At 55.9% G+C, this 19,744-nt stretch carries 19 protein-coding genes, 1 other RNA gene and 2 pseudogenes; 18 read left to right on the forward strand and 4 right to left on the reverse strand.

Features of this window, described 5'->3' with window-relative positions; all coding sequences use genetic code 11:
• Positions 1-27: 27 nt before the first annotated feature.
• The 7 genes from mmsB (at position 28) to I6L37_RS14690 (ending at position 6,769) form a co-directional block, all read left to right on the forward strand.
• Positions 28-948, forward strand: a complete 921-nt coding sequence (mmsB, locus tag I6L37_RS14660) for a 3-hydroxyisobutyrate dehydrogenase (protein ID WP_216992228.1) — start codon at positions 28-30, stop codon at positions 946-948.
• A 51-nt stretch (positions 949-999) separates the two neighbouring features.
• A complete protein-coding gene (locus I6L37_RS14665; RefSeq protein ID WP_216992229.1) occupies positions 1,000-1,761 on the forward strand; it encodes an SDR family oxidoreductase in 762 nt (253 codons plus the stop codon).
• 357 nt (positions 1,762-2,118) lie between these two features.
• Positions 2,119-3,555, forward strand: a complete 1,437-nt coding sequence (arcD, locus tag I6L37_RS14670) for an arginine-ornithine antiporter (protein WP_026458072.1) — start codon at positions 2,119-2,121, stop codon at positions 3,553-3,555.
• A 92-nt stretch (positions 3,556-3,647) separates the two neighbouring features.
• Positions 3,648-4,436 (forward strand): sulfite exporter TauE/SafE family protein, encoded by a 789-nt coding sequence (locus I6L37_RS14675; protein WP_042029128.1) that lies wholly within the window; start codon positions 3,648-3,650, stop codon positions 4,434-4,436.
• A gap of 102 nt (positions 4,437-4,538) precedes the next feature.
• Positions 4,539-4,635: signal recognition particle sRNA small type (gene ffs / locus I6L37_RS14680), an RNA gene on the forward strand.
• An 84-nt stretch (positions 4,636-4,719) separates the two neighbouring features.
• A complete protein-coding gene (locus tag I6L37_RS14685; protein ID WP_216992230.1) occupies positions 4,720-5,838 on the forward strand; it encodes a site-specific integrase in 1,119 nt (372 codons plus the stop codon).
• Between the two features lie 88 nt (positions 5,839-5,926).
• Positions 5,927-6,769, forward strand: coding sequence for an OST-HTH/LOTUS domain-containing protein (locus I6L37_RS14690; protein WP_216992231.1), 843 nt, complete (start codon positions 5,927-5,929; stop codon positions 6,767-6,769).
• A gap of 158 nt (positions 6,770-6,927) precedes the next feature.
• On the opposite strand, the gene I6L37_RS14695 is transcribed toward I6L37_RS14690, so the two are convergent.
• Positions 6,928-7,716 carry a phage/plasmid primase, P4 family gene (locus tag I6L37_RS14695; protein ID WP_216994176.1) on the reverse strand — a complete coding sequence of 263 codons (789 nt, stop codon included), beginning with the start codon at positions 7,714-7,716 and terminating at the stop codon, positions 6,928-6,930.
• 65 nt (positions 7,717-7,781) lie between these two features.
• Between I6L37_RS14695 and I6L37_RS14700 the strand changes: the two genes are divergently transcribed.
• Both I6L37_RS14700 and I6L37_RS14705 read left to right on the forward strand, forming a co-directional pair.
• Positions 7,782-8,869, forward strand: a protein-coding gene (locus I6L37_RS14700) for an IS3-like element ISAs22 family transposase (RefSeq protein WP_088821966.1) whose coding sequence is annotated in 2 segments (ribosomal slippage) — positions 7,782-8,034 and positions 8,034-8,869 — 1,089 coding nt in all. Because the reading frame shifts where the segments join, the coding sequence is not laid out codon by codon here.
• Between the two features lie 187 nt (positions 8,870-9,056).
• Positions 9,057-12,230, forward strand: a complete 3,174-nt coding sequence (locus I6L37_RS14705; RefSeq protein ID WP_216992232.1) for a type I restriction endonuclease subunit R — start codon at positions 9,057-9,059, stop codon at positions 12,228-12,230.
• A 262-nt stretch (positions 12,231-12,492) separates the two neighbouring features.
• Here the strand turns inward: I6L37_RS14705 and I6L37_RS14710 are convergent, their stop codons facing one another.
• On the reverse strand, positions 12,493-12,828 hold the full coding sequence (locus I6L37_RS14710) for a hypothetical protein (RefSeq protein WP_201968993.1): 336 nt from the start codon (positions 12,826-12,828) through the stop codon (positions 12,493-12,495).
• A 272-nt stretch (positions 12,829-13,100) separates the two neighbouring features.
• Between I6L37_RS14710 and radC the strand changes: the two genes are divergently transcribed.
• The 3 genes from radC to I6L37_RS14725 are packed head-to-tail and all read left to right on the forward strand — an operon-like array spanning position 13,101 to position 14,079.
• A complete protein-coding gene (gene radC / locus I6L37_RS14715) occupies positions 13,101-13,568 on the forward strand; it encodes a DNA repair protein RadC (RefSeq protein WP_073350485.1) in 468 nt (155 codons plus the stop codon).
• Entirely contained in the window at positions 13,565-13,933 is a 369-nt protein-coding gene (locus I6L37_RS14720) for a DUF2787 family protein (RefSeq protein WP_216992233.1), read from the forward strand. Before radC ends, I6L37_RS14720 begins: the two co-directional genes overlap by 4 nt.
• Before the next feature lie 5 nt (positions 13,934-13,938).
• Entirely contained in the window at positions 13,939-14,079 is a 141-nt protein-coding gene (locus I6L37_RS14725) for a hypothetical protein (RefSeq protein ID WP_164470740.1), read from the forward strand.
• A 739-nt stretch (positions 14,080-14,818) separates the two neighbouring features.
• On the opposite strand, the gene intI1 is transcribed toward I6L37_RS14725, so the two are convergent.
• Positions 14,819-15,832, reverse strand: a complete 1,014-nt coding sequence (gene intI1, locus I6L37_RS14730) for a class 1 integron integrase IntI1 (RefSeq protein WP_000845048.1) — start codon at positions 15,830-15,832, stop codon at positions 14,819-14,821.
• A 145-nt stretch (positions 15,833-15,977) separates the two neighbouring features.
• Between intI1 and aadA1 the strand changes: the two are divergent.
• The 4 genes and pseudogenes from aadA1 to I6L37_RS14750 all read left to right on the forward strand — a co-directional run.
• Positions 15,978-16,816 (forward strand): annotated as a pseudogene (aadA1, locus tag I6L37_RS14735) (ANT(3'')-Ia family aminoglycoside nucleotidyltransferase AadA1).
• Between the two features lie 116 nt (positions 16,817-16,932).
• Entirely contained in the window at positions 16,933-17,280 is a 348-nt protein-coding gene (locus I6L37_RS14740) for a quaternary ammonium compound efflux SMR transporter QacE delta 1 (RefSeq protein ID WP_000679427.1), read from the forward strand.
• Positions 17,274-18,113 (forward strand): sulfonamide-resistant dihydropteroate synthase Sul1, encoded by an 840-nt coding sequence (gene sul1, locus I6L37_RS14745; RefSeq protein WP_000259031.1) that lies wholly within the window; start codon positions 17,274-17,276, stop codon positions 18,111-18,113. Before I6L37_RS14740 ends, sul1 begins: the two co-directional genes overlap by 7 nt.
• 127 nt (positions 18,114-18,240) lie before the next feature.
• Positions 18,241-18,477, forward strand: a pseudogene (locus I6L37_RS14750) (GNAT family N-acetyltransferase); the annotation flags it as partial.
• A gap of 117 nt (positions 18,478-18,594) precedes the next feature.
• On the opposite strand, the gene merR reads toward I6L37_RS14750, so the two are convergent.
• Entirely contained in the window at positions 18,595-19,029 is a 435-nt protein-coding gene (gene merR / locus I6L37_RS14755) for an Hg(II)-responsive transcriptional regulator (protein WP_000429838.1), read from the reverse strand.
• A gap of 71 nt (positions 19,030-19,100) precedes the next feature.
• Here merR and merT point away from each other — a divergent pair, with 71 nt between their 5' ends.
• Together merT and merP are read left to right on the forward strand one after the other, a co-directional pair.
• Entirely contained in the window at positions 19,101-19,451 is a 351-nt protein-coding gene (gene merT, locus I6L37_RS14760) for a mercuric ion transporter MerT (RefSeq protein WP_032454987.1), read from the forward strand.
• 15 nt (positions 19,452-19,466) lie between these two features.
• Entirely contained in the window at positions 19,467-19,742 is a 276-nt protein-coding gene (gene merP / locus I6L37_RS14765; RefSeq protein WP_000735441.1) for a mercury resistance system periplasmic binding protein MerP, read from the forward strand.
• The last annotated feature ends 2 nt before the right edge of the window (positions 19,743-19,744 follow it).

The raw sequence follows: 19,744 nt of genomic DNA on the forward strand, positions 1-19,744 counted from the left end.
GACAAGGGACAACGCAAGGAGCAAAGGATGACAAGGATTGGATTTATCGGACTTGGCAACATGGGGGGCCCCATGGCTGCCAACCTGGCCCGGGCGGGTCACAGGGTGCAGGTGTTTGATCTGGTGCACGAAAGCGTGACCCGGGCGATCGCCGCCGGTTGCATCGCCGCCGCAGATGCCCGGGAGGCGGTGAGCGACTGCGAGGTGGTCATCAGCATGCTGCCTGCTGGGGAACATGTGCGGGCCCTCTGGCTTGGCGAAGATGCCGGAAAGGGGGGCGGTCAGGATCTGCTGGCGGCCTTGCCGGCAGGCACCCTGGTCATCGACTGCTCCACCATAGATGTGGCCTCTGCCCGCCAGGTAGGGGAAGCGGCCAGGGCGCGCGGCATCCGCTTTATCGATGCCCCTGTATCGGGGGGCGTGGCAGGCGCGGCAGCCGGAACGCTGACCTTTATCGTGGGGGGCGAGTTTGCCGATTTTGAGGCCGCCAAACCCGTGCTCGCCCACATGGGGCAGAACCTGCTCTATGCCGGTGCCCTCGGGGCGGGGCAGATCGCCAAGATGTGCAACAACATGCTGCTCGCCATCCACATGGCGGGCACCGCCGAGGCCCTTGCCCTCGGGGTGAAGGAGGGGCTGGACCCTAGCGTGCTTTCCACCATCATGGGCAAGAGTTCTGGCAACAACTGGAGTCTGGAGCGCTACAACCCCTGGCCCGGGGTGATGGAGAACGCACCGGCCTCCCGCAACTATCAGGGGGGCTTTATGACCCGGCTGATGGTGAAGGACCTGGGGCTGGCCATGGCCCTGGCCGAACATGCCCATAGCGCCGTGCCCATGGGGGCGCTCGCTCGCAACCTGTTCAACCTGCATGCGACGCAGGGGCAGGATACGCGAGATTTTTCCAGCATCGTCGAGCTTTATCTGGATAAAAAACAAGACAGCTAGCGGCGCCGTTGCCATCACCCGAATAACCCAGTGACAACACAAGGAGCATGCATGGACATCAAGCAGAAGGTCATCGCCATCACGGGGGCAGGACGGGGACTTGGCCGGGCCATCGCCCTGAGTCTGGCAGAGCAAGGTGCCCAGTTGGCGCTTATCGACGTCAACCGCGCCGATCTGGAGGTGACCGAGGCCGAACTGCGCAGCCGGGATGGCCAGTGTGGCCTGTTCGTCTGCAACGTGGCGAGCGAACCCGAGGTGGAGGCGACCTTTGCCGCGATCAAGGATCAATACGGCGTCTTGCATGGCCTCATCAACTGCGCCGGCATCCTGCGGGACGGCATGCTGATCAAGGTAAAGGAGGGAGCACTGCAGGAGAAGATGAGCTTGAGCCAGTGGCAGAGTGTCATCGACGTCAACCTGACCGGCACCTTCCTGTGCGGGCGTGAGGGGGCAGCCCTGATGGCGCAAGGAGGGCAGGGGGGCGTCATCATCAACATCTCCTCCATCGCCCGCGCCGGCAATATCGGCCAGAGCAACTATGCCGCCAGCAAGGCGGGGGTGGCCTCGCTGGTGGTGACCTGGGCACGGGAACTCTCCCGTCACGGCATCCGGGTGATGGGGATCGCCCCGGGGGTATTTGCCACCGACATGACGGCTGCGATGAAACCGGAGGCGATGGCCCGCATGCAGCAGGCCATACCGGTCGGTGTACTGGGAGAGGCGCGCCAGCTGGCCGAGACGGTGCAGTTCATCCTCGCCAATGACTACTTGTCGGGGCGGATGATCGAGCTCGACGGCGGCCTGCGTTTGTAACGGCGAGCAGAAAAACCCCCGGTCTGGTAGCCGGGGATTTTTTATGCAGCCAGGTCGAAACCGAGGCGACTGCATACCGCTGAATAGATAAGTTCGAGTCCCTTTTGTTTTGCCAAATTATCATAAATATCAATGGGTCTTGCTTAATTTGACTCAGCTCACAGGCACTCATGGTCAGTGCTGTAAAATTGCGCGCGGTCAAGGTGGCGCATGATTGATGGCACGAAGGATTGCGGCCGGAATAATCATGCAATATAGTTGCCGCCTTTTTCACGGGGTATGGATTTCTCGCCCCTCCCATATCGCGTGCAGTATGAATAGGGACGCTCTGCCGCCGCCTAATTAAACAGGATTGAGATGGACAAGAAACTAGGGCTGGGCGCCCTCATTTCGCTGGTGATCGGCTCCATGGTCGGCGCCGGGGTTTTCAGTCTGCCACAAAACATCGCCGCCCACGCCAGTGCCGGGGCCGTCGCCCTGGGTTGGACCATCACGGGCATCGGCATGATCTGTCTTGCGCTGGTCTATCAGAACCTCTCCATGCGTCGCCCGGATCTCGATGGCGGTATCTTCAGCTACGCCAAGGCGGGTTTCGGTGATTTCATCGGCTTCAACGCCGCCTGGGGCTACTGGCTCTGCCAGCTGCTGGCCAACGTCTCCTACGCCATTGTGGTATTCAGTGCGCTCGGCTACTTCTTCGATACGCCGGACAACGTCATCTTCGGTGACGGCAACACACCGCTGGCCATCACGCTCGCTTCCATCCTGATCTGGTCGGTGCATGCTCTGGTGCTGCGCGGGATCCAAGTTGCCGCGCTGGTCAATATCGTGACCACCATCGCCAAGATGGTGCCCCTCATCGTGTTCTGCGTCGCCATTTTGCTGGCTTTCAATCTGGATACCTTCAACCTGGATATCTGGGGGCAGGGCAATCCCGAGCTGGGTTCAGTGATGGAGCAGGTCAAATCGACCATGAAGGTCACCCTCTGGGTCTTCATCGGGATCGAGGGGGCCGTGGTGGTTTCCGCCCGTGCCCGCCATCGCAAGGATGTGGGGCGCGCCACCGTGCTGGCGCTGCTTGGTGCCCTGGCGCTCTACGTGATGGTGACACTGTTCTCCCTGGGGGTGATGAACCAGCCCCAACTGGCCCAGCTCAAGAACCCGTCCACCGCCATGATCCTGGAAGCAGTCGTCGGTCCCTGGGGTGCCTGGCTCATCAACATCGGTTTGGTGATCTCCGTGATGGGGGCGCTGCTGAGCTGGACCGTGCTGGCGGCCGAAGTGCCCTACATCGCGGGCAAGACCGGCGTGTTCCCGGCCTGGTTCGCCAAGGAGAACAAAAACGGCTCACCCCAGGTGTCGCTCTGGTGCTCCACCTGTCTGGTGCAGATCTTCCTCATCATCATCTACTTCCAGAGCAGTACCTATCTGGCGCTGGTCAACATCGCCACGTCGGCCGCTCTGGTGCCTTATGTCTTCTCCGGTGCTTATGGCCTCAAGCTGGCACTCAAGGGCGAGACCTACGAGGGCCAGCCTCATCAGCGCAATCGTGACATGTTGCTGGCGCTGGTCGCTACCGTATACGGCTGCTGGCTGGTCTATGCCGCCGGGGTGGAGTACCTGCTGCTGGTGGCGCTGCTCTACAGCCCGGGTATCTTCATCTACTGGAAAGCCCGTCAGCACCATGCCCTGCGCAGCCTCAACCGGCTGGAGCAGGGGATGACGGCGGCCCTGCTCGGGTTTGCCGTGCTGGCCTTCTACAAGGTGATGGACGGTACCATTCCCCTCAATTAAACGGCACAATGAAGAGATGGCCTGATGGCCATCTCTTTTTTTATGCGCAGCATGAGCCAGTGCGTGGCTGCGCCGTTTCGTAAGGAATCGTTATGCTGTTTATGGGTTATCTGCTGCTGGGGGCCTTCGCCGGCATGCTGGCGGGGCTGTTCGGCATCGGTGGCGGTCTCATCATAGTGCCCGTGCTGGTACTCAGTTTTCATGCCCAGGGGGTGGCGCCCGACATCGTGACCCACCTGGCCCTCGGTACCTCGCTGCCCACCATGATTTTCACCGGCTTCAGTTCGCTTCGGGCGCATCAGGAAGCGGGCGCAGTGGACTGGGTGATGATCCGACGCCTGGCCGTCGGCATGCTGTTGGGGGCCTGGCTTGGCGGCATGACCGCCAATCTGCTCAGTGCCAGTACCCTCAACATCATCATCGGCTGCTTCGCCTGGACCATGGCGCTGCAGATGGGGCTCAATCTAAAGCCCAAAGCGGAGCGTCAAATGCCGGGGCCGGTGGGCACCGGCATTGCGGGTTCCATCATCGGCTGGATGTCAGCGCTGTTTGGCATCGGTGGTGGCTCGCTCACCGTGCCTTATCTGAGCTGGAATTCGGTGCCGATGCGCAATGCAGTGGCAGCGTCTGCGGCTTGCAGCATGCCCATCGCCTTTGCAGGCAGTCTCAGTTATCTCTATGCCGGTTGGGGCAACCCCGATCTGCCCGAGTGGAGTCTGGGTTACATCTATCTGCCGGCCCTCGTCGGCATCGTGCTCACCAGCACCCAGTTTGCCCGGGTGGGAGCCAGGTTGGCGCACCGCCTCTCGCCCCAGCGCCTCAAGCAGGCATTTGCCCTGTTGATGCTGCTGGTGGGGGCGAAATTTATGCTGTTTAGCTGATCTGTTCGGCAGATTGTTGAAAAATAAGGCAAACGAACTGCCGAGGTGCAGAAAGCCGTTGCATTGATACGCCAGTTTGCCTATTCTCCTCGCCGGTGGTCCTATTGGTCCTCTCGCATTGATAACCCGTCGACCTGGTCAGGACCGGAAGGTAGCAGCCAAGGCGGGGGACTCGAGTGCCGGGATGTGGCTGGTAGGGCCACCACTTTTTTCTGCAATTCAATAAGTTAGCTTCCTAAAGCCCTTGGTCATCCACTTTGTGTGGACGACGAGGAGCTCATCGATGAATCTCTGGCTCAGTCCCCACGGCATCTGGTATTACCGGAAAGTCACCACGCTCCCCTGTGGTCGTCGTAAAGAGATCAAAAAATCCCTGCATACCCGAGACAAACTTTGTGCCCGCCACAAGGTGACCCAGCTGCTTGCCTGCGTGCGTTCCAGACCGAAATCTGGCGTTGAGCCTGCTGAGGCATCAGAGATCCCACCAAATCAATCGAGCACCAAGCCGGTGGCTCGGGCGGTTAAACCGCTTGCTCCGCTCCTGTCAGTCCTGATTGACCGCTATCAGAAGGAGAAGGCCCTATCCTGGGCTCCCAAAGAGCGAAAGAACCAGAAAAACTATCTCGGCTCCTTTATCGAGGCGCTGGGGGATCGCCCTGTGACCGGCTACAGCAAGGCTGACGTGGTCATGTTCAAGGATGGGCTACTGAACTCGGGTAAGAGTCCGGCCACCATCAACAAGTACCTCCAGAAGCTCTCCCTGTTGTTTAGCTGGCTGGCTAACCATCAGGAGGGGATCGTCAACCATTTCGCTGGGCTCAAGTTGCAGCGGGTCAAAGAGACCAAGGCCAGAAGTGGTTACACGATGGAGGAGAGACAGAGGTTCGTCCAATGGGCGAAAAGGCAGGAGCCCTATCGCCGCTGGATAGCCCTGTTGGGGCTCTACACGGGGGCCCGAGCCAACGAGATCTGCCAGCTCTATGCCGATGATGTTGTGCTGGTGGATAACATCTGGTGTATCAAAGTGCAGGCAGGTAGACCAGACCAGAAGCTCAAGACAGACAACAGCAAACGGCTCATTCCGATCCATTCGGCGGTGCTGGAGGCTGGCTTCCTGGCGTTTGTGCAAGAGAGGGTGGGGGGAAGGCTCTTCGTCGAACTGCCCCATCGCCAAGACGGCTACAGCCACCTTTGGGGGCAGTGGTTCAGCCGCAACCGGCCGGTGCCTAAAGATTTCCACAGTTTGAGACATACGGTAGCGACAATTCTGAAAGATAAAGGTATTCCTCTTCAATTTGCTGCCGCGATCTTGGGTCATACCAATGGTGCCATCAGTTACGACAGGTACGGTGGTGGAGTCGCAGTCGAGAAGTTACATGCCGCTATCGAAGCTGCACTATGAACGCGTTACATTGGTGAACATCTAGTAGGTACTTCAATTCAAATAGCCACTGTTAGCTGGATGCTAATGAGAACAAGGAAGAGCTCCGTTGGAACACAATAGGCCTGATACGGCACAATCTGATTTGAATGACTTGAAAGAGCAAATTGCGTTGGAGTACGGGCGATGTCTCCTCCAGCTACAGCAGTTTGAATTGATGCTCAAAGCAGCCCTGCCCACTATGAAGGTGAGCGGATTTTCGGATGAGCTGGTTGGCAACATTGAACGCTATCGCCAGTTTTTAGTTGGAAAGACGCTGGGGCATTTGGTTGGTCAGTGGAGCCAGAGAATTATGCTGGGCGATGAGCAAGAAATTGATGATGCCCTACACAACCGAGCGTACATCAGCATCAGCGTTGGTCTGGAAGACGGGGAGTGGATGAGCGAAAAGCTCAAACAATTGGTCGAGTTGCGAAATGAGCTGGTGCATCATTTCCTGTCACGCTTTACGTTGAACTCGGAGGCCAGTTGCCAAGAGGCAATAAGTTATCTGTCTACTGCAGCCAGTACCATCAAGAGCAATAGGGATACGATACAATCCCTCCTGATCGCTTTTGAAGAAAGTAAGAAGAGACTGCTTGAATTTATTAACTCACCAGTCGGAGAGAGTCTCTATTTGTACGGCATCATCCCGGGTGAACCTGTCGAGAATTGGGAAAATACCACCATTATCCAACAGCTGAAATTTGAAGAGCATTCCTTAGCCAAGAACGGCTGGGTACAGTTAAACGAAGCCATTTATAGCATTGGCCAACGGTGGCCAGACTTATCTCCAAAGCTGTACGGATGTAGTAGTTGGCGGGAGGTCATTCATTGTTCCCAGCTCTTCGAAGTAGACAAGCGGCTATCTCCCACAGGTGGAGTGACTTGGTATCGCACACGCCGAACCTAAATTGATACAGCATGATGGTTTAGCAACCATCATTCCATCGATACCGATTTCCACAGCTTACGTTATGACGTTGAAGGTGCACAGAGTACCGCCTCAGTATGGGGCAGTGATGTGGGCCATAACCGACAACGAAAAGGGGCCCGCAGGCCCCGAAAATGTTATTGATTTGATGCAAGACGGAGCGTAGGGGATGCACTTGGATAAGCATCAAATGCATCATCGCGTAACACAATCCCAATAATTGCAGCCTTGTTACGGTAGCGTGTTGCTTCGAAACCCTTATCCACAAGTTTTTTCTTCAGGATGATTTTACTCATGGTCCACTCTCTGTCCTGCTGAGCCCAGCGGCTAAAAGCAGCGTAGATCTCGTCCATGGTGCATTTGTAGTTACTGCTTGGCTGAGTGCACTCTTCCAAAAAGCGTCCCACCAGATCGGATTCGGCACGGTAGCTCTCGACATCGGCTTTGATGCTGGCTGGCATCGACCGTTTCAGCCCTTGTGCCAACCACATCTGGGTGCCTTGGATGGCCCAGTTCAAGATACCTGGCAGTTCATCCTGAAGCTTCTGCATCAAGTACGGATCTAATTGCTCTCCTGTAAACGCTGCATTGAAGGGAATCATCATCATTCGTCGCCACATGCCTGGGCTGGTATCCCGGATCACTGGCTTGTGGTTCCCCACCATAACAAGTGAGAAGCGGGGACGGAACTCCATCTCGCTCTTGGCATAAGGGGCCCTAGCGACAATGATGTCGTCACCCGTCATGGCTTTCACTAGGTTCTCATCCATGCGAGATCCCTCTGGTAGCTCATTAGCTACTACCAGTCGGGCGTCCACCAGCTTGGTTAACGATGGGTTCGGGCCGGTACTGGCATTGCGGTTAAACAGCAAGACGTTACTGTTGATCTGCCGACTATAGTCCCCGAGCAGTTGCTGGATGGTAATCCCCCCGAAAAACTGAGGTGCTCATAAGTAGAATTTTCTCGTATCTTGAACGCAGGAGGTTCTACATGAAAACATCACGCTTTAGCGATGCACAGATCATCGCCATCCTCAAGCAGGCCGAGTCTGGTTCACCCGTCCCTGAGCTCTGCCGTGAGCATGGCATCAGCTCCGCCACCTTCTACAAGTGGCGCTCCAAATTCGGTGGCATGGATGCCTCTCTCATGGCGCGCCTCAAAGAGCTGGAAGAGGAAAATCGTCGCCTTAAGAAGATGTATGCCGAGGAGCGCCTAAAGGCTGAGATCATCTCCGAGGCGATGGCAAAAAAGTGGTGACGCCATCTGCCCGCAGGGAGATGGCGACCAAGGCTGTGGCTCATTACGCCATTTCTATCCGTCTGGCTTGCCAGGTGTTCAAGGTGAGCGAGGGTTGCTACCGTTATCAGCCCGTGCTGGCTGATGAAAACCAGGAAATTGCCGACTGGCTGCTGCGCCTCACCGCCAACCAGCGCAACTGGGGTTTCGGACTGTGCTTCCTGTACCTGCGTAACGTCAAAGGCTTTGGCTGGAACCACAAGCGGGTCTACCGGATCTATCGGGCGCTAGAGCTCAATCTGCGGATAAAACCCAAGAAGCGGCTAGTGCGGGCCAAGCCGGAGCCGTTGGCAGTCCCTGACCAACCGAATCACTGTTGGTCGATGGACTTTATGCATGACCAGCTCAGCGATGGTCGTTCGGTGCGGTTGTTTAATGTGATCGATGACTTCAATCGCGAAGCACTGTGCATCGAGGTGGATTTTTCCTTGCCTGCCTCGCGAGTCAAACGGGTGCTGGAGCAGGTTATCGAGTGGCGGGGCAAACCAGCCGCAATCCGCTGTGATAATGGTCCGGAATACATCAGCGAAGAGCTCAAGCAATGGGCGCAGCAGAAGAGGATTGCGCTGAGGTATATCCAGCCAGGCAACCCGCAGCAGAATGCCTACATAGAGCGATTTAACCGCACTGTGCGTTACGACTGGTTGGGCCATTACCTGTTTGAGTCACTGAATGAGTTACAGGAATTTGCCACGAACTGGCTGTGGGTTTATAACCATGAGCGGCCCAATATGGCGCTGGGCGGCTACACGCCGAAACAGCGCTTGGCACAGGCCGCATGACCTCTACTTTTGAGTGCTCCAAAAAATGGGGGGATTACCCTGGATAAAGTCAAAAGTAGGAAAAGCGATGCAATGGACTATCGTGTCCCCGGTAGCGCGATGAGTGGAAAGAACAATCGGTGATGCAATTCAATCCGTTTTCAGCTGGATATGAATAAAAGCGACAAGAATATGATTTGGAATAACAATGGATAACAAAGCACGGGAAAAGGCGTTTCAAGACCATATCATCGAGCAGTTGGCCGCTTCGGGTTGGCTGGTGGGGTCGTCATCTTATTACGACAAAGAGCGAGCTCTCTACCCGGAAGACTTGATCGCCTTTGTGCAACAGAGCCAGCCTGAGGGGTGGCAGAAATACTGCAAGACCTATGGCGAGCTGCCGGAACGCCATCTTCTGGATGGTGCGGTGCGCCAGCTGAAACGCAGTGAAGGGGGAACCCTGTGGCTGCTGCGTAACCAGATTGAAGATCGCGGTCATCGACTCAAGGTGGCCAGCTTCAAGCCTGATCATGACTTGAATCCCGAGTTGCTGGCTCGTTATCAGGCCAACCGGCTACGGGTTGTGCCAGAGTTGGTCTATAGCCCCCACGGCTATGATGGCCGCATCGATCTAACCCTCTTTTTGAACGGCATCCCGGTAGCGACACTGGAGCTCAAATCCTGTTTCAAGCAGTCGCTGGAGAATGCCAAGAAGCAGTATCGGGAAGATCGCTTGCCCAAGACCAATGGGCGTGATGAACCACTACTGAGTTTTCGCCGCGGGGCGCTGGTGCACTTTGCAGTGAATCAGTTCGAGGTGGCGATGACCACCAAGCTGGCGGGCGACTCGACTTTCTTCCTGCCATTCAATCAGGGCACCCGTGAGGGTGGGGCGGGCAATGATCAGCCCTTGCCAGTGAATGGTGAGGAGGGCATTGCTACCGGTTATCTGTGGCAAGAGATCCTGCAACCGGATAACTTCCTGCGGATACTGAGCCGCTATCTGCACCTTGAGGTCAAGGTAGAAGAGGATGAGCTGGGGCGGCAGAAGAGGAAAGAGACGATGATCTTCCCTCGCTATCACCAGTGGAAAGTGGTTCAGAATCTGTTGGCCACGGTGGGGCAAGAGGGGGCTGGTCAGAAGTACCTGATCCAGCACTCGGCGGGGTCTGGCAAATCCAACTCCATTGCCTGGCTGACCCATCAGCTGGCCTCGCTCTACCTGGATAAAGGGGAGAAACTGTTCAATTCGGTGATCGTGATTACCGATAGAACGGTGCTCGACAGCCAGTTGCAAGAGACTATCGCCCAGTTTGACCATGCTGATGGGGTAGTGAGCCGCATCAACCGTGAAGAGGGAGATGGCTCCAAGTCAGCACAGCTGACCGATGCACTGGCCAGCGGCACGCCCATCATCATCGTCACCATTCAAACCTTCCCGCACGTACTCAAGGCTATTCAGGAGTCGACCACGCTGAAAGGCTCTCGCTTTGCTGTGGTTGCCGATGAGGCGCATTCAAGCCAGACCGGCAGCACGGCTCGCCAGTTGCGTGAAGTCTTGATGGCCGAGCAGCTGGATGGGGAAGAGGAACTCAGTGGCGAAGATGTGATGAACATGACGCTGGCCGCTCGTGGCGGCAGCCAGAACATCAGCTACTTCGCTTTTACCGCTACCCCGAAGGGTAAAACGCTGGAGTTGTTTGGCCGCCCTGCGAACCCAATGATGCCGCTTGGCCCGGATAACAAGCCCAAGCCATTTCATGTTTACTCCATGCGTCAGGCGATCGAGGAGGGTTTTATCCTCGACGTGCTGAAGAACTACACCAACTATTCGCTTGCCTACAAACTCGCCATGAAGGCAGAAGAGGCGGATAAGGAAGTGGATGCCAAGAAGGCTCGCATCAGGCTATCCAAGTGGGTGCGGCTACACCCGCACAATATCGGCCAGAAAGTGGCGATCATCGTTGAGCATTTCCGCACCAACGTGGCCAATCTCCTGGGCGGGCAGGCCAAGGCGATGGTTGTGACGTCGAGTCGGCTGGAGGCGGTTCGCTACAAGCTGGCGTTCGACAAGTATGTAACAGAGCAAGGCTATGGTGCTATTCGTGCCATGGTGGCGTTCTCTGGCGACATCGAAGAGGAAGGGCAGAGTTTTAACGAGCGGAACATGAACCCCGAGCTTAATGGGCGGGACATGCGTAAGGCATTCGATACCCAGGACTATCAGGTGATGCTGGTGGCCAACAAGTTTCAGACCGGTTTTGATCAGCCCAAGTTGTGTGCCATGTATGTGGACAAGAAGCTGACAGGAGTGGATTGCATCCAGACCCTTTCTCGCCTCAACCGCACCTATCCCGGCAAGGAGAGCACCTTTGTGCTCGATTTTGTGAATGATCCGCAGGATGTACTGGAGGAGTTCCAAAAATATTTTGAGACAGCCACCCTCGATACCGTATCCGATCCCAATCTGGTCTATGACCTGTTCCACAAGCTGAAAGCGACGGGCATCTTTACCTGGAGCGAGGTGGAGGCGTTTAGTGATGCCTATTTCGATCCCAAGCGCGGGGCCGAAGCCTTGCCCGGTTATATCAAACCGGCAGTCGAGCGGTTCACCAAACGTTACAAGCTGGCGAGTGAAGCTGTGCGGGAGTGTCGCCAGATGCTCAAACGCATCGAGCGTGAAGGCGGGTCTGCGACTGACAAAGTAAATGCCGAACGGCGGGTCAAAGAAGCGACCGAAGCCCGGGGCGAGCTGGATCTCTTCAAGAAAGATCTCAACAGCTATGTGCGGTTCTATGAGTTTGTCTCCCAGATCACCGCCTTTGATGACGAATCATTGGAGCGGCTCTGCGTGTTCGCTCGCCACCTGCTGCCGATGTTGCGTCAGGAGTTACTGGAGGAGGACGAGATTGACCTCTCCCAAGTGTTGCTGAGCCATTACAACCTCAAGGCCAAACGAACTCAGGATCTCAAGCTCAAAGCTGACGCAAGCGGCAATGGCTTGCAGGGCATCTCGGCGCTCGGCAGTGCCAAAGCAAAAGAGGAGAAGAAAGACTTCCTCTCTCACATCCTGGAGCAATTGAACGATCTGTTTGGTACAGAGGTGACTGATGGGGACAAGCTGGATTGGCTACAGGGGATGGCCAGCAAGATTGCGGAAAACCAGCCCTTGATGGATCAGGTGCGAAATAACCCCCGTGACGCCATCATGCTGGGTGACTATCCCAAGGCGGTTGATGCGGCTGTGATCGAGCGGATGGATATTCAGAACGGCATGTCGCTGGACTACCTCTCTCGACCCGAGGCGGCCAACCGTATCCAGAGCCTACTCCTGGATATCTTGCTCAAAGGCTTGCAGGGGGGATTGAGCCATCAGAATTAAGTGGGGTTAATTGGCACCATTGTTCCCCAGCCTAATAACAGGAGGGGGAAGAGGTGATTATGGTCAACTGCCGATTTTGAGGCATATCTATGAACTTTTCTTATCATCGGTAGCATAGAGAAGATCGTATTAATGCATAGAAATCGGCAGATTAATTACCTCGCTTGGTGTTGCAATCGGTTGGGTAATCTTAACTGTTGAATGAACAAGGGGTCCCGAAGGACCCCTTGTGGTTATAGCAAGCAGCTCAAGTAATTTGGCGTTATCTGACGCAATGATAGATAGTATCTGCAACGCATCTCAATACCGGTAATGGAGCCATATCGGTAGCCATCGTATTCTGGGCAACACCGCCATCAACGCCATAAAAGTCCATGATTTCATGGATTTTGGCAATCTGCTGCGGTGTTACGTTTAATTCACCGAATAGACGGCCCTGAATCGGATTTTCATCACAAGGCACAATCCACAATGCTTGTGTGCCAGCATGGTCACAATCTGAAAAAAGAATATTCAGCTTGTGTTGGCCGGGCAAACTTTGCGCCAGTGTGCGACTCATTAACAAATAGCTGCTGTGTGCTTCGTGTTGATAACGCATAGGTGTTTCCTCATGGTTGGTTTCGTTTGGCTTATATCGATTGCCGTAAGTCGAATGTGTTGCCAAACACCATGTGGATTAAACAGAACCCTGTTTTACCTGGAATTATCAACCCAAGTAATTAATAACATTGCTTGAGGTATATTGACAAGAGGGTGCTGGGTGAGTCATCACTGGGCTTATACCTGAATGTCCAGTATTTAATTTATCAATAATGCGGAGTGTTCTTGGCATAAGTAACTCGTGTATCCAAACGACGCGAGGTTACTGTTATGACACACCACTATGATGATCACCCCGGACAGGGCGATCACATCATTAATCAAGCTTTGGCCATTCTGGAGAGCCGACAGCGGCATCTGGGCCATGCCTTCACTCAGCCCAAAGCGGCCGCAGACTTCCTTCGGCTCAAGATGGGTGAATACGAGCGGGAAGTGTTCGCCGTCATGCTGCTCGACAATCAGCATCGGCTACTCGATTACCAAGAGCTGTTCTTCGGCACTATCAATGCTGGCACCGTTCACCCCCGTGAGGTGGTCAAGGCGGCTCTCAACAAAAACGCCGCAGCGGTCATTCTGGCCCATAACCATCCCTCTGGTATGGTCGATCCCTCGGATGCCGACAAGGCTGTCACAGCTCGTCTCAAGGAGTTGCTCGAGATGGTTGACGTGCGAGTGCTCGACCACTTTGTGGTGGGACAGCACGACATCGTCTCGTTTGCCGATAGGGGGCTGCTATGACCCCATCCAAACAGCTACAGGCTCTGTTTGACAAGATCATCGGCAGCTACCCCGATGCCACTGCCCTGACCCTCAACTTCCGAAGTCCCGATTATTCCGCCGACACTGGTGGTTACCGTCCGGTCGAAATTCGTCTGGAGAAACGGACTGGGAGTTGGGGGCTCCTCTATGTGACGGAGTTCTGCTATGTCACCGATGAGCTGACTAAGTCGCTGGATTTCGACTTCGCCGCCGGGGTGTTCTACGACCCCTGGTGTGGAGAACGGCCGTTGGCCACAACCATGGACCTCTACCGGATCTGGGAGAGGAACTTTCTCACCTATTACCGGATGGAGGTTTACCACTTGGATATTTCCCAAGAGTGACTGTTATGAACGACTTCACGAAAGCCCTGCTGCTCGATGCCTTGAAAGCGGCATTGACGGCATTTGCATCGGTCATCGTCAACGCGATGATGGCTCGCTATATGCCACCACACTTCTACAACATGAATGGAGATGAATACCAATGAAGAAGATGATCCTGAGTTCCTTGGCCCTGGCAGTATTGACCAGTGGCACTCTGTTTATTCACCAGCAACGTAAGGTCAAGAAGGCTGAATTGGCTAAGGTATTGCGGATGCCTGGTAGCACAACACATCATTAAGTCGAACCTGCAACCTACATATGTACCATTCAGATCATAACGAGTCCGTTAATTCGTCAAGATGGGGCGAGGCTACCTGCATGGTACATATGTACCATTCAGATCATAACGAGTCCGTTAATTCGTCATGATGGTGCGAGACTACCTGCATGGTACATATGTACCATTCAGATAAAAACGAGTCCCTTTGTCATTAGGCTCCTCGGCGAGTAGCTCTAACATATGTAGTAAACAGATATCTCTGGCCCTTGATGGGCACCTAAAAACCCCTTGCGGGCCCTCCATCACGGAGTGGCCCGTTTTCATTTGTATCACTGGCACAGGTCAATAGACCAAGCCCGTGTGACGCGAGCGAAAGTGCCACTTTTTGCCGGTCATATGGGTTCCTTTCGACCTTCTGACCTGTCGTTTTCAGAAGACGGCTGCACTGAACGTCAGAAGCCGACTGCACTATAGCAGCGGAGGGGTTGGATCCATCAGGCAACGACGGGCTGCTGCCGGCCATCAGCGGACGCAGGGAGGACTTTCCGCAACCGGCCGTTCGATGCGGCACCGATGGCCTTCGCGCAGGGGTAGTGAATCCGCCAGGATTGACTTGCGCTGCCCTACCTCTCACTAGTGAGGGGCGGCAGCGCATCAAGCGGTGAGCGCACTCCGGCACCGCCAACTTTCAGCACATGCGTGTAAATCATCGTCGTAGAGACGTCGGAATGGCCGAGCAGATCCTGCACGGTTCGAATGTCGTAACCGCTGCGGAGCAAGGCCGTCGCGAACGAGTGGCGGAGGGTGTGCGGTGTGGCGGGCTTCGTGATGCCTGCTTGTTCTACGGCACGTTTGAAGGCGCGCTGAAAGGTCTGGTCATACATGTGATGGCGACGCACGACACCGCTCCGTGGATCGGTCGAATGCGTGTGCTGCGCAAAAACCCAGAACCACGGCCAGGAATGCCCGGCGCGCGGATACTTCCGCTCAAGGGCGTCGGGAAGCGCAACGCCGCTGCGGCCCTCGGCCTGGTCCTTCAGCCACCATGCCCGTGCACGCGACAGCTGCTCGCGCAGGCTGGGTGCCAAGCTCTCGGGTAACATCAAGGCCCGATCCTTGGAGCCCTTGCCCTCCCGCACGATGATCGTGCCGTGATCGAAATCCAGATCCTTGACCCGCAGTTGCAAACCCTCACTGATCCGCATGCCCGTTCCATACAGAAGCTGGGCGAACAAACGATGCTCGCCTTCCAGAAAACCGAGGATGCGAACCACTTCATCCGGGGTCAGCACCACCGGCAAGCGCCGCGACGGCCGAGGTCTTCCGATCTCCTGAAGCCAGGGCAGATCCGTGCACAGCACCTTGCCGTAGAAGAACAGCAAGGCCGCCAATGCCTGACGATGCGTGGAGACCGAAACCTTGCGCTCGTTCGCCAGCCAGGACAGAAATGCCTCGACTTCGCTGCTGCCCAAGGTTGCCGGGTGACGCACACCGTGGAAACGGATGAAGGCACGAACCCAGTGGACATAAGCCTGTTCGGTTCGTAAACTGTAATGCAAGTAGCGTATGCGCTCACGCAACTGGTCCAGAACCTTGACCGAACGCAGCGGTGGTAACGGCGCAGTGGCGGTTTTCATGGCTTGTTATGACTGTTTTTTTGTACAGTCTATGCCTCGGGCATCCAAGCAGCAAGCGCGTTACGCCGTGGGTCGATGTTTGATGTTATGGAGCAGCAACGATGTTACGCAGCAGGGCAGTCGCCCTAAAACAAAGTTAAACATCATGAGGGAAGCGGTGATCGCCGAAGTATCGACTCAACTATCAGAGGTAGTTGGCGTCATCGAGCGCCATCTCGAACCGACGTTGCTGGCCGTACATTTGTACGGCTCCGCAGTGGATGGCGGCCTGAAGCCACACAGTGATATTGATTTGCTGGTTACGGTGACCGTAAGGCTTGATGAAACAACGCGGCGAGCTTTGATCAACGACCTTTTGGAAACTTCGGCTTCCCCTGGAGAGAGCGAGATTCTCCGCGCTGTAGAAGTCACCATTGTTGTGCACGACGACATCATTCCGTGGCGTTATCCAGCTAAGCGCGAACTGCAATTTGGAGAATGGCAGCGCAATGACATTCTTGCAGGTATCTTCGAGCCAGCCACGATCGACATTGATCTGGCTATCTTGCTGACAAAAGCAAGAGAACATAGCGTTGCCTTGGTAGGTCCAGCGGCGGAGGAACTCTTTGATCCGGTTCCTGAACAGGATCTATTTGAGGCGCTAAATGAAACCTTAACGCTATGGAACTCGCCGCCCGACTGGGCTGGCGATGAGCGAAATGTAGTGCTTACGTTGTCCCGCATTTGGTACAGCGCAGTAACCGGCAAAATCGCGCCGAAGGATGTCGCTGCCGACTGGGCAATGGAGCGCCTGCCGGCCCAGTATCAGCCCGTCATACTTGAAGCTAGACAGGCTTATCTTGGACAAGAAGAAGATCGCTTGGCCTCCCGCGCAGATCAGTTGGAAGAATTTGTTCACTACGTGAAAGGCGAGATCACCAAGGTAGTCGGCAAATAATGTCTAACAATTCGTTCAAGCCGACGCCGCTTCGCGGCGCGGCTTAACTCAAGCGTTAGATGCACTAAGCACATAATTGCTCACAGCCAAACTATCAGGTCAAGTCTGCTTTTATTATTTTTAAGCGTGCATAATAAGCCCTACACAAATTGGGAGATATATCATGAAAGGCTGGCTTTTTCTTGTTATCGCAATAGTTGGCGAAGTAATCGCAACATCCGCATTAAAATCTAGCGAGGGCTTTACTAAGCTTGCCCCTTCCGCCGTTGTCATAATCGGTTATGGCATCGCATTTTATTTTCTTTCTCTGGTTCTGAAATCCATCCCTGTCGGTGTTGCTTATGCAGTCTGGTCGGGACTCGGCGTCGTCATAATTACAGCCATTGCCTGGTTGCTTCATGGGCAAAAGCTTGATGCGTGGGGCTTTGTAGGTATGGGGCTCATAATTGCTGCCTTTTTGCTCGCCCGATCCCCATCGTGGAAGTCGCTGCGGAGGCCGACGCCATGGTGACGGTGTTCGGCATTCTGAATCTCACCGAGGACTCCTTCTTCGATGAGAGCCGGCGGCTAGACCCCGCCGGCGCTGTCACCGCGGCGATCGAAATGCTGCGAGTCGGATCAGACGTCGTGGATGTCGGACCGGCCGCCAGCCATCCGGACGCGAGGCCTGTATCGCCGGCCGATGAGATCAGACGTATTGCGCCGCTCTTAGACGCCCTGTCCGATCAGATGCACCGTGTTTCAATCGACAGCTTCCAACCGGAAACCCAGCGCTATGCGCTCAAGCGCGGCGTGGGCTACCTGAACGATATCCAAGGATTTCCTGACCCTGCGCTCTATCCCGATATTGCTGAGGCGGACTGCAGGCTGGTGGTTATGCACTCAGCGCAGCGGGATGGCATCGCCACCCGCACCGGTCACCTTCGACCCGAAGACGCGCTCGACGAGATTGTGCGGTTCTTCGAGGCGCGGGTTTCCGCCTTGCGACGGAGCGGGGTCGCTGCCGACCGGCTCATCCTCGATCCGGGGATGGGATTTTTCTTGAGCCCCGCACCGGAAACATCGCTGCACGTGCTGTCGAACCTTCAAAAGCTGAAGTCGGCGTTGGGGCTTCCGCTATTGGTCTCGGTGTCGCGGAAATCCTTCTTGGGCGCCACCGTTGGCCTTCCTGTAAAGGATCTGGGTCCAGCGAGCCTTGCGGCGGAACTTCACGCGATCGGCAATGGCGCTGACTACGTCCGCACCCACGCGCCTGGAGATCTGCGAAGCGCAATCACCTTCTCGGAAACCCTCGCGAAATTTCGCAGTCGCGACGCCAGAGACCGAGGGTTAGATCATGCCTAGCATTCACCTTCCGGCCGCCCGCTAGCGGACCCTGGTCAGGTTCCGCGAAGGTGGGCGCAGACATGCTGGGCTCGTCAGGATCAAACTGCACTATGAGGCGGCGGTTCATACCGCGCCAGGGGAGCGAATGGACAGCGAGGAGCCTCCGAACGTTCGGGTCGCCTGCTCGGGTGATATCGACGAGGTTGTGCGGCTGATGCACGACGCTGCGGCGTGGATGTCCGCCAAGGGAACGCCCGCCTGGGACGTCGCGCGGATCGACCGGACATTCGCGGAGACCTTCGTCCTGAGATCCGAGCTCCTAGTCGCGAGTTGCAGCGACGGCATCGTCGGCTGTTGCACCTTGTCGGCCGAGGATCCCGATGTCACTTTCAGAAGGCGACAGCACGAAATATCAAAAGTCGACCGCACGGTCTTTTCTGACGTTGGAGTCGCCTCAGAAAACGGAAAATAAAGCACGCTAAGGCGTAGTTCCCTCGGGCTACACCGCGTCCGCACTGCGCGGTTCTTTCTTCCCTTGCAGTGACGCAATCAGCGGGCAGGAAACGTTCCCCTTCCGCGCATGGCAGGCGCACACCAAATCAGACAGCACGGCCTCCATGCGCGCCAGGTCAGCCATCCTCTCGCGCACGTCCTTGAGCTTGTGCTCGGCCAGGCTGCTGGCTTCCTCGCAATGGGTGCCATCCTCCAGCCGCAGCAGCTCGGCGATCTCATCCAGGCTGAAGCCCAACCGCTGGGCTGATTTCACGAAGCGCACCCGCGTTACATCCGTCTCGCCATAGCGGCGAATGCTGCCGTAAGGCTTGTCCGGTTCCGGGAGCAAGCCCTTGCGCTGATAGAACCGGATGGTCTCCACATTGACCCCGGCCGTCCTGGCGAAAACGCCAATGGTCAGGTTCTCCAAATTGTTTTCCATATCGCTTGACTCCGTACATAACTACGGAAGTAAGCTTAAGCTATCCAATTCAGATTCGAAAGGACAAACGTATGTCTGAACCTCAAAACGGGTGCGGCGCGCTCTTCACTGGCGGGCTGGCCGCCATCCTCGCCTCGGCTTGCTGCCTCGGGCCGCTGGTTCTGATCGCCTTGGGGTTCAGCGGCGCTTGGATCGGCAACTTGACGGTGTTGGAACCCTATCGCCCCATCTTTATCGGCGTGGCGCTGGTGGCGTTGTTCTTCGCCTGGCGGCGCATCTACCGGCCGTCAGCCGCCTGCAAACCGGGTGAGGTTTGCGCGATTCCCCAAGTGCGAGCTACTTACAAGCTCATTTTCTGGGGCGTGGCCGTGCTGGTTTTGGTCGCGCTCGGATTTCCCTACGTCGTGCCATTTTTCTATTGATCACAGGAGTTCACCATGAAAAAGCTGCTTTCCGCCCTTGCCCTCGCTGCCGTTGTTGCCCCCGTGTGGGCCGCCACCCAGACCGTTACGCTGTCCGTACCGGGCATGACCTGCTCGGCCTGTCCGATCACTGTCAAGAAGGCGATTTCCAAGGTCGATGGCGTCAGTAAAGTTGACGTGACCTTCGAGACGCGCGAAGCGGTGGTCACCTTCGATGATGCCAAGACCAGCGTGCAGAAACTGACCAAGGCTACCGAGGATGCGGGCTACCCATCATCAGTCAAGAACTGATC

It is taken from the genome of Aeromonas sp. FDAARGOS 1407 (genome assembly GCF_019048725.1).
GTDB classification, from domain to species: domain Bacteria; phylum Pseudomonadota; class Gammaproteobacteria; order Enterobacterales; family Aeromonadaceae; genus Aeromonas; species Aeromonas enteropelogenes.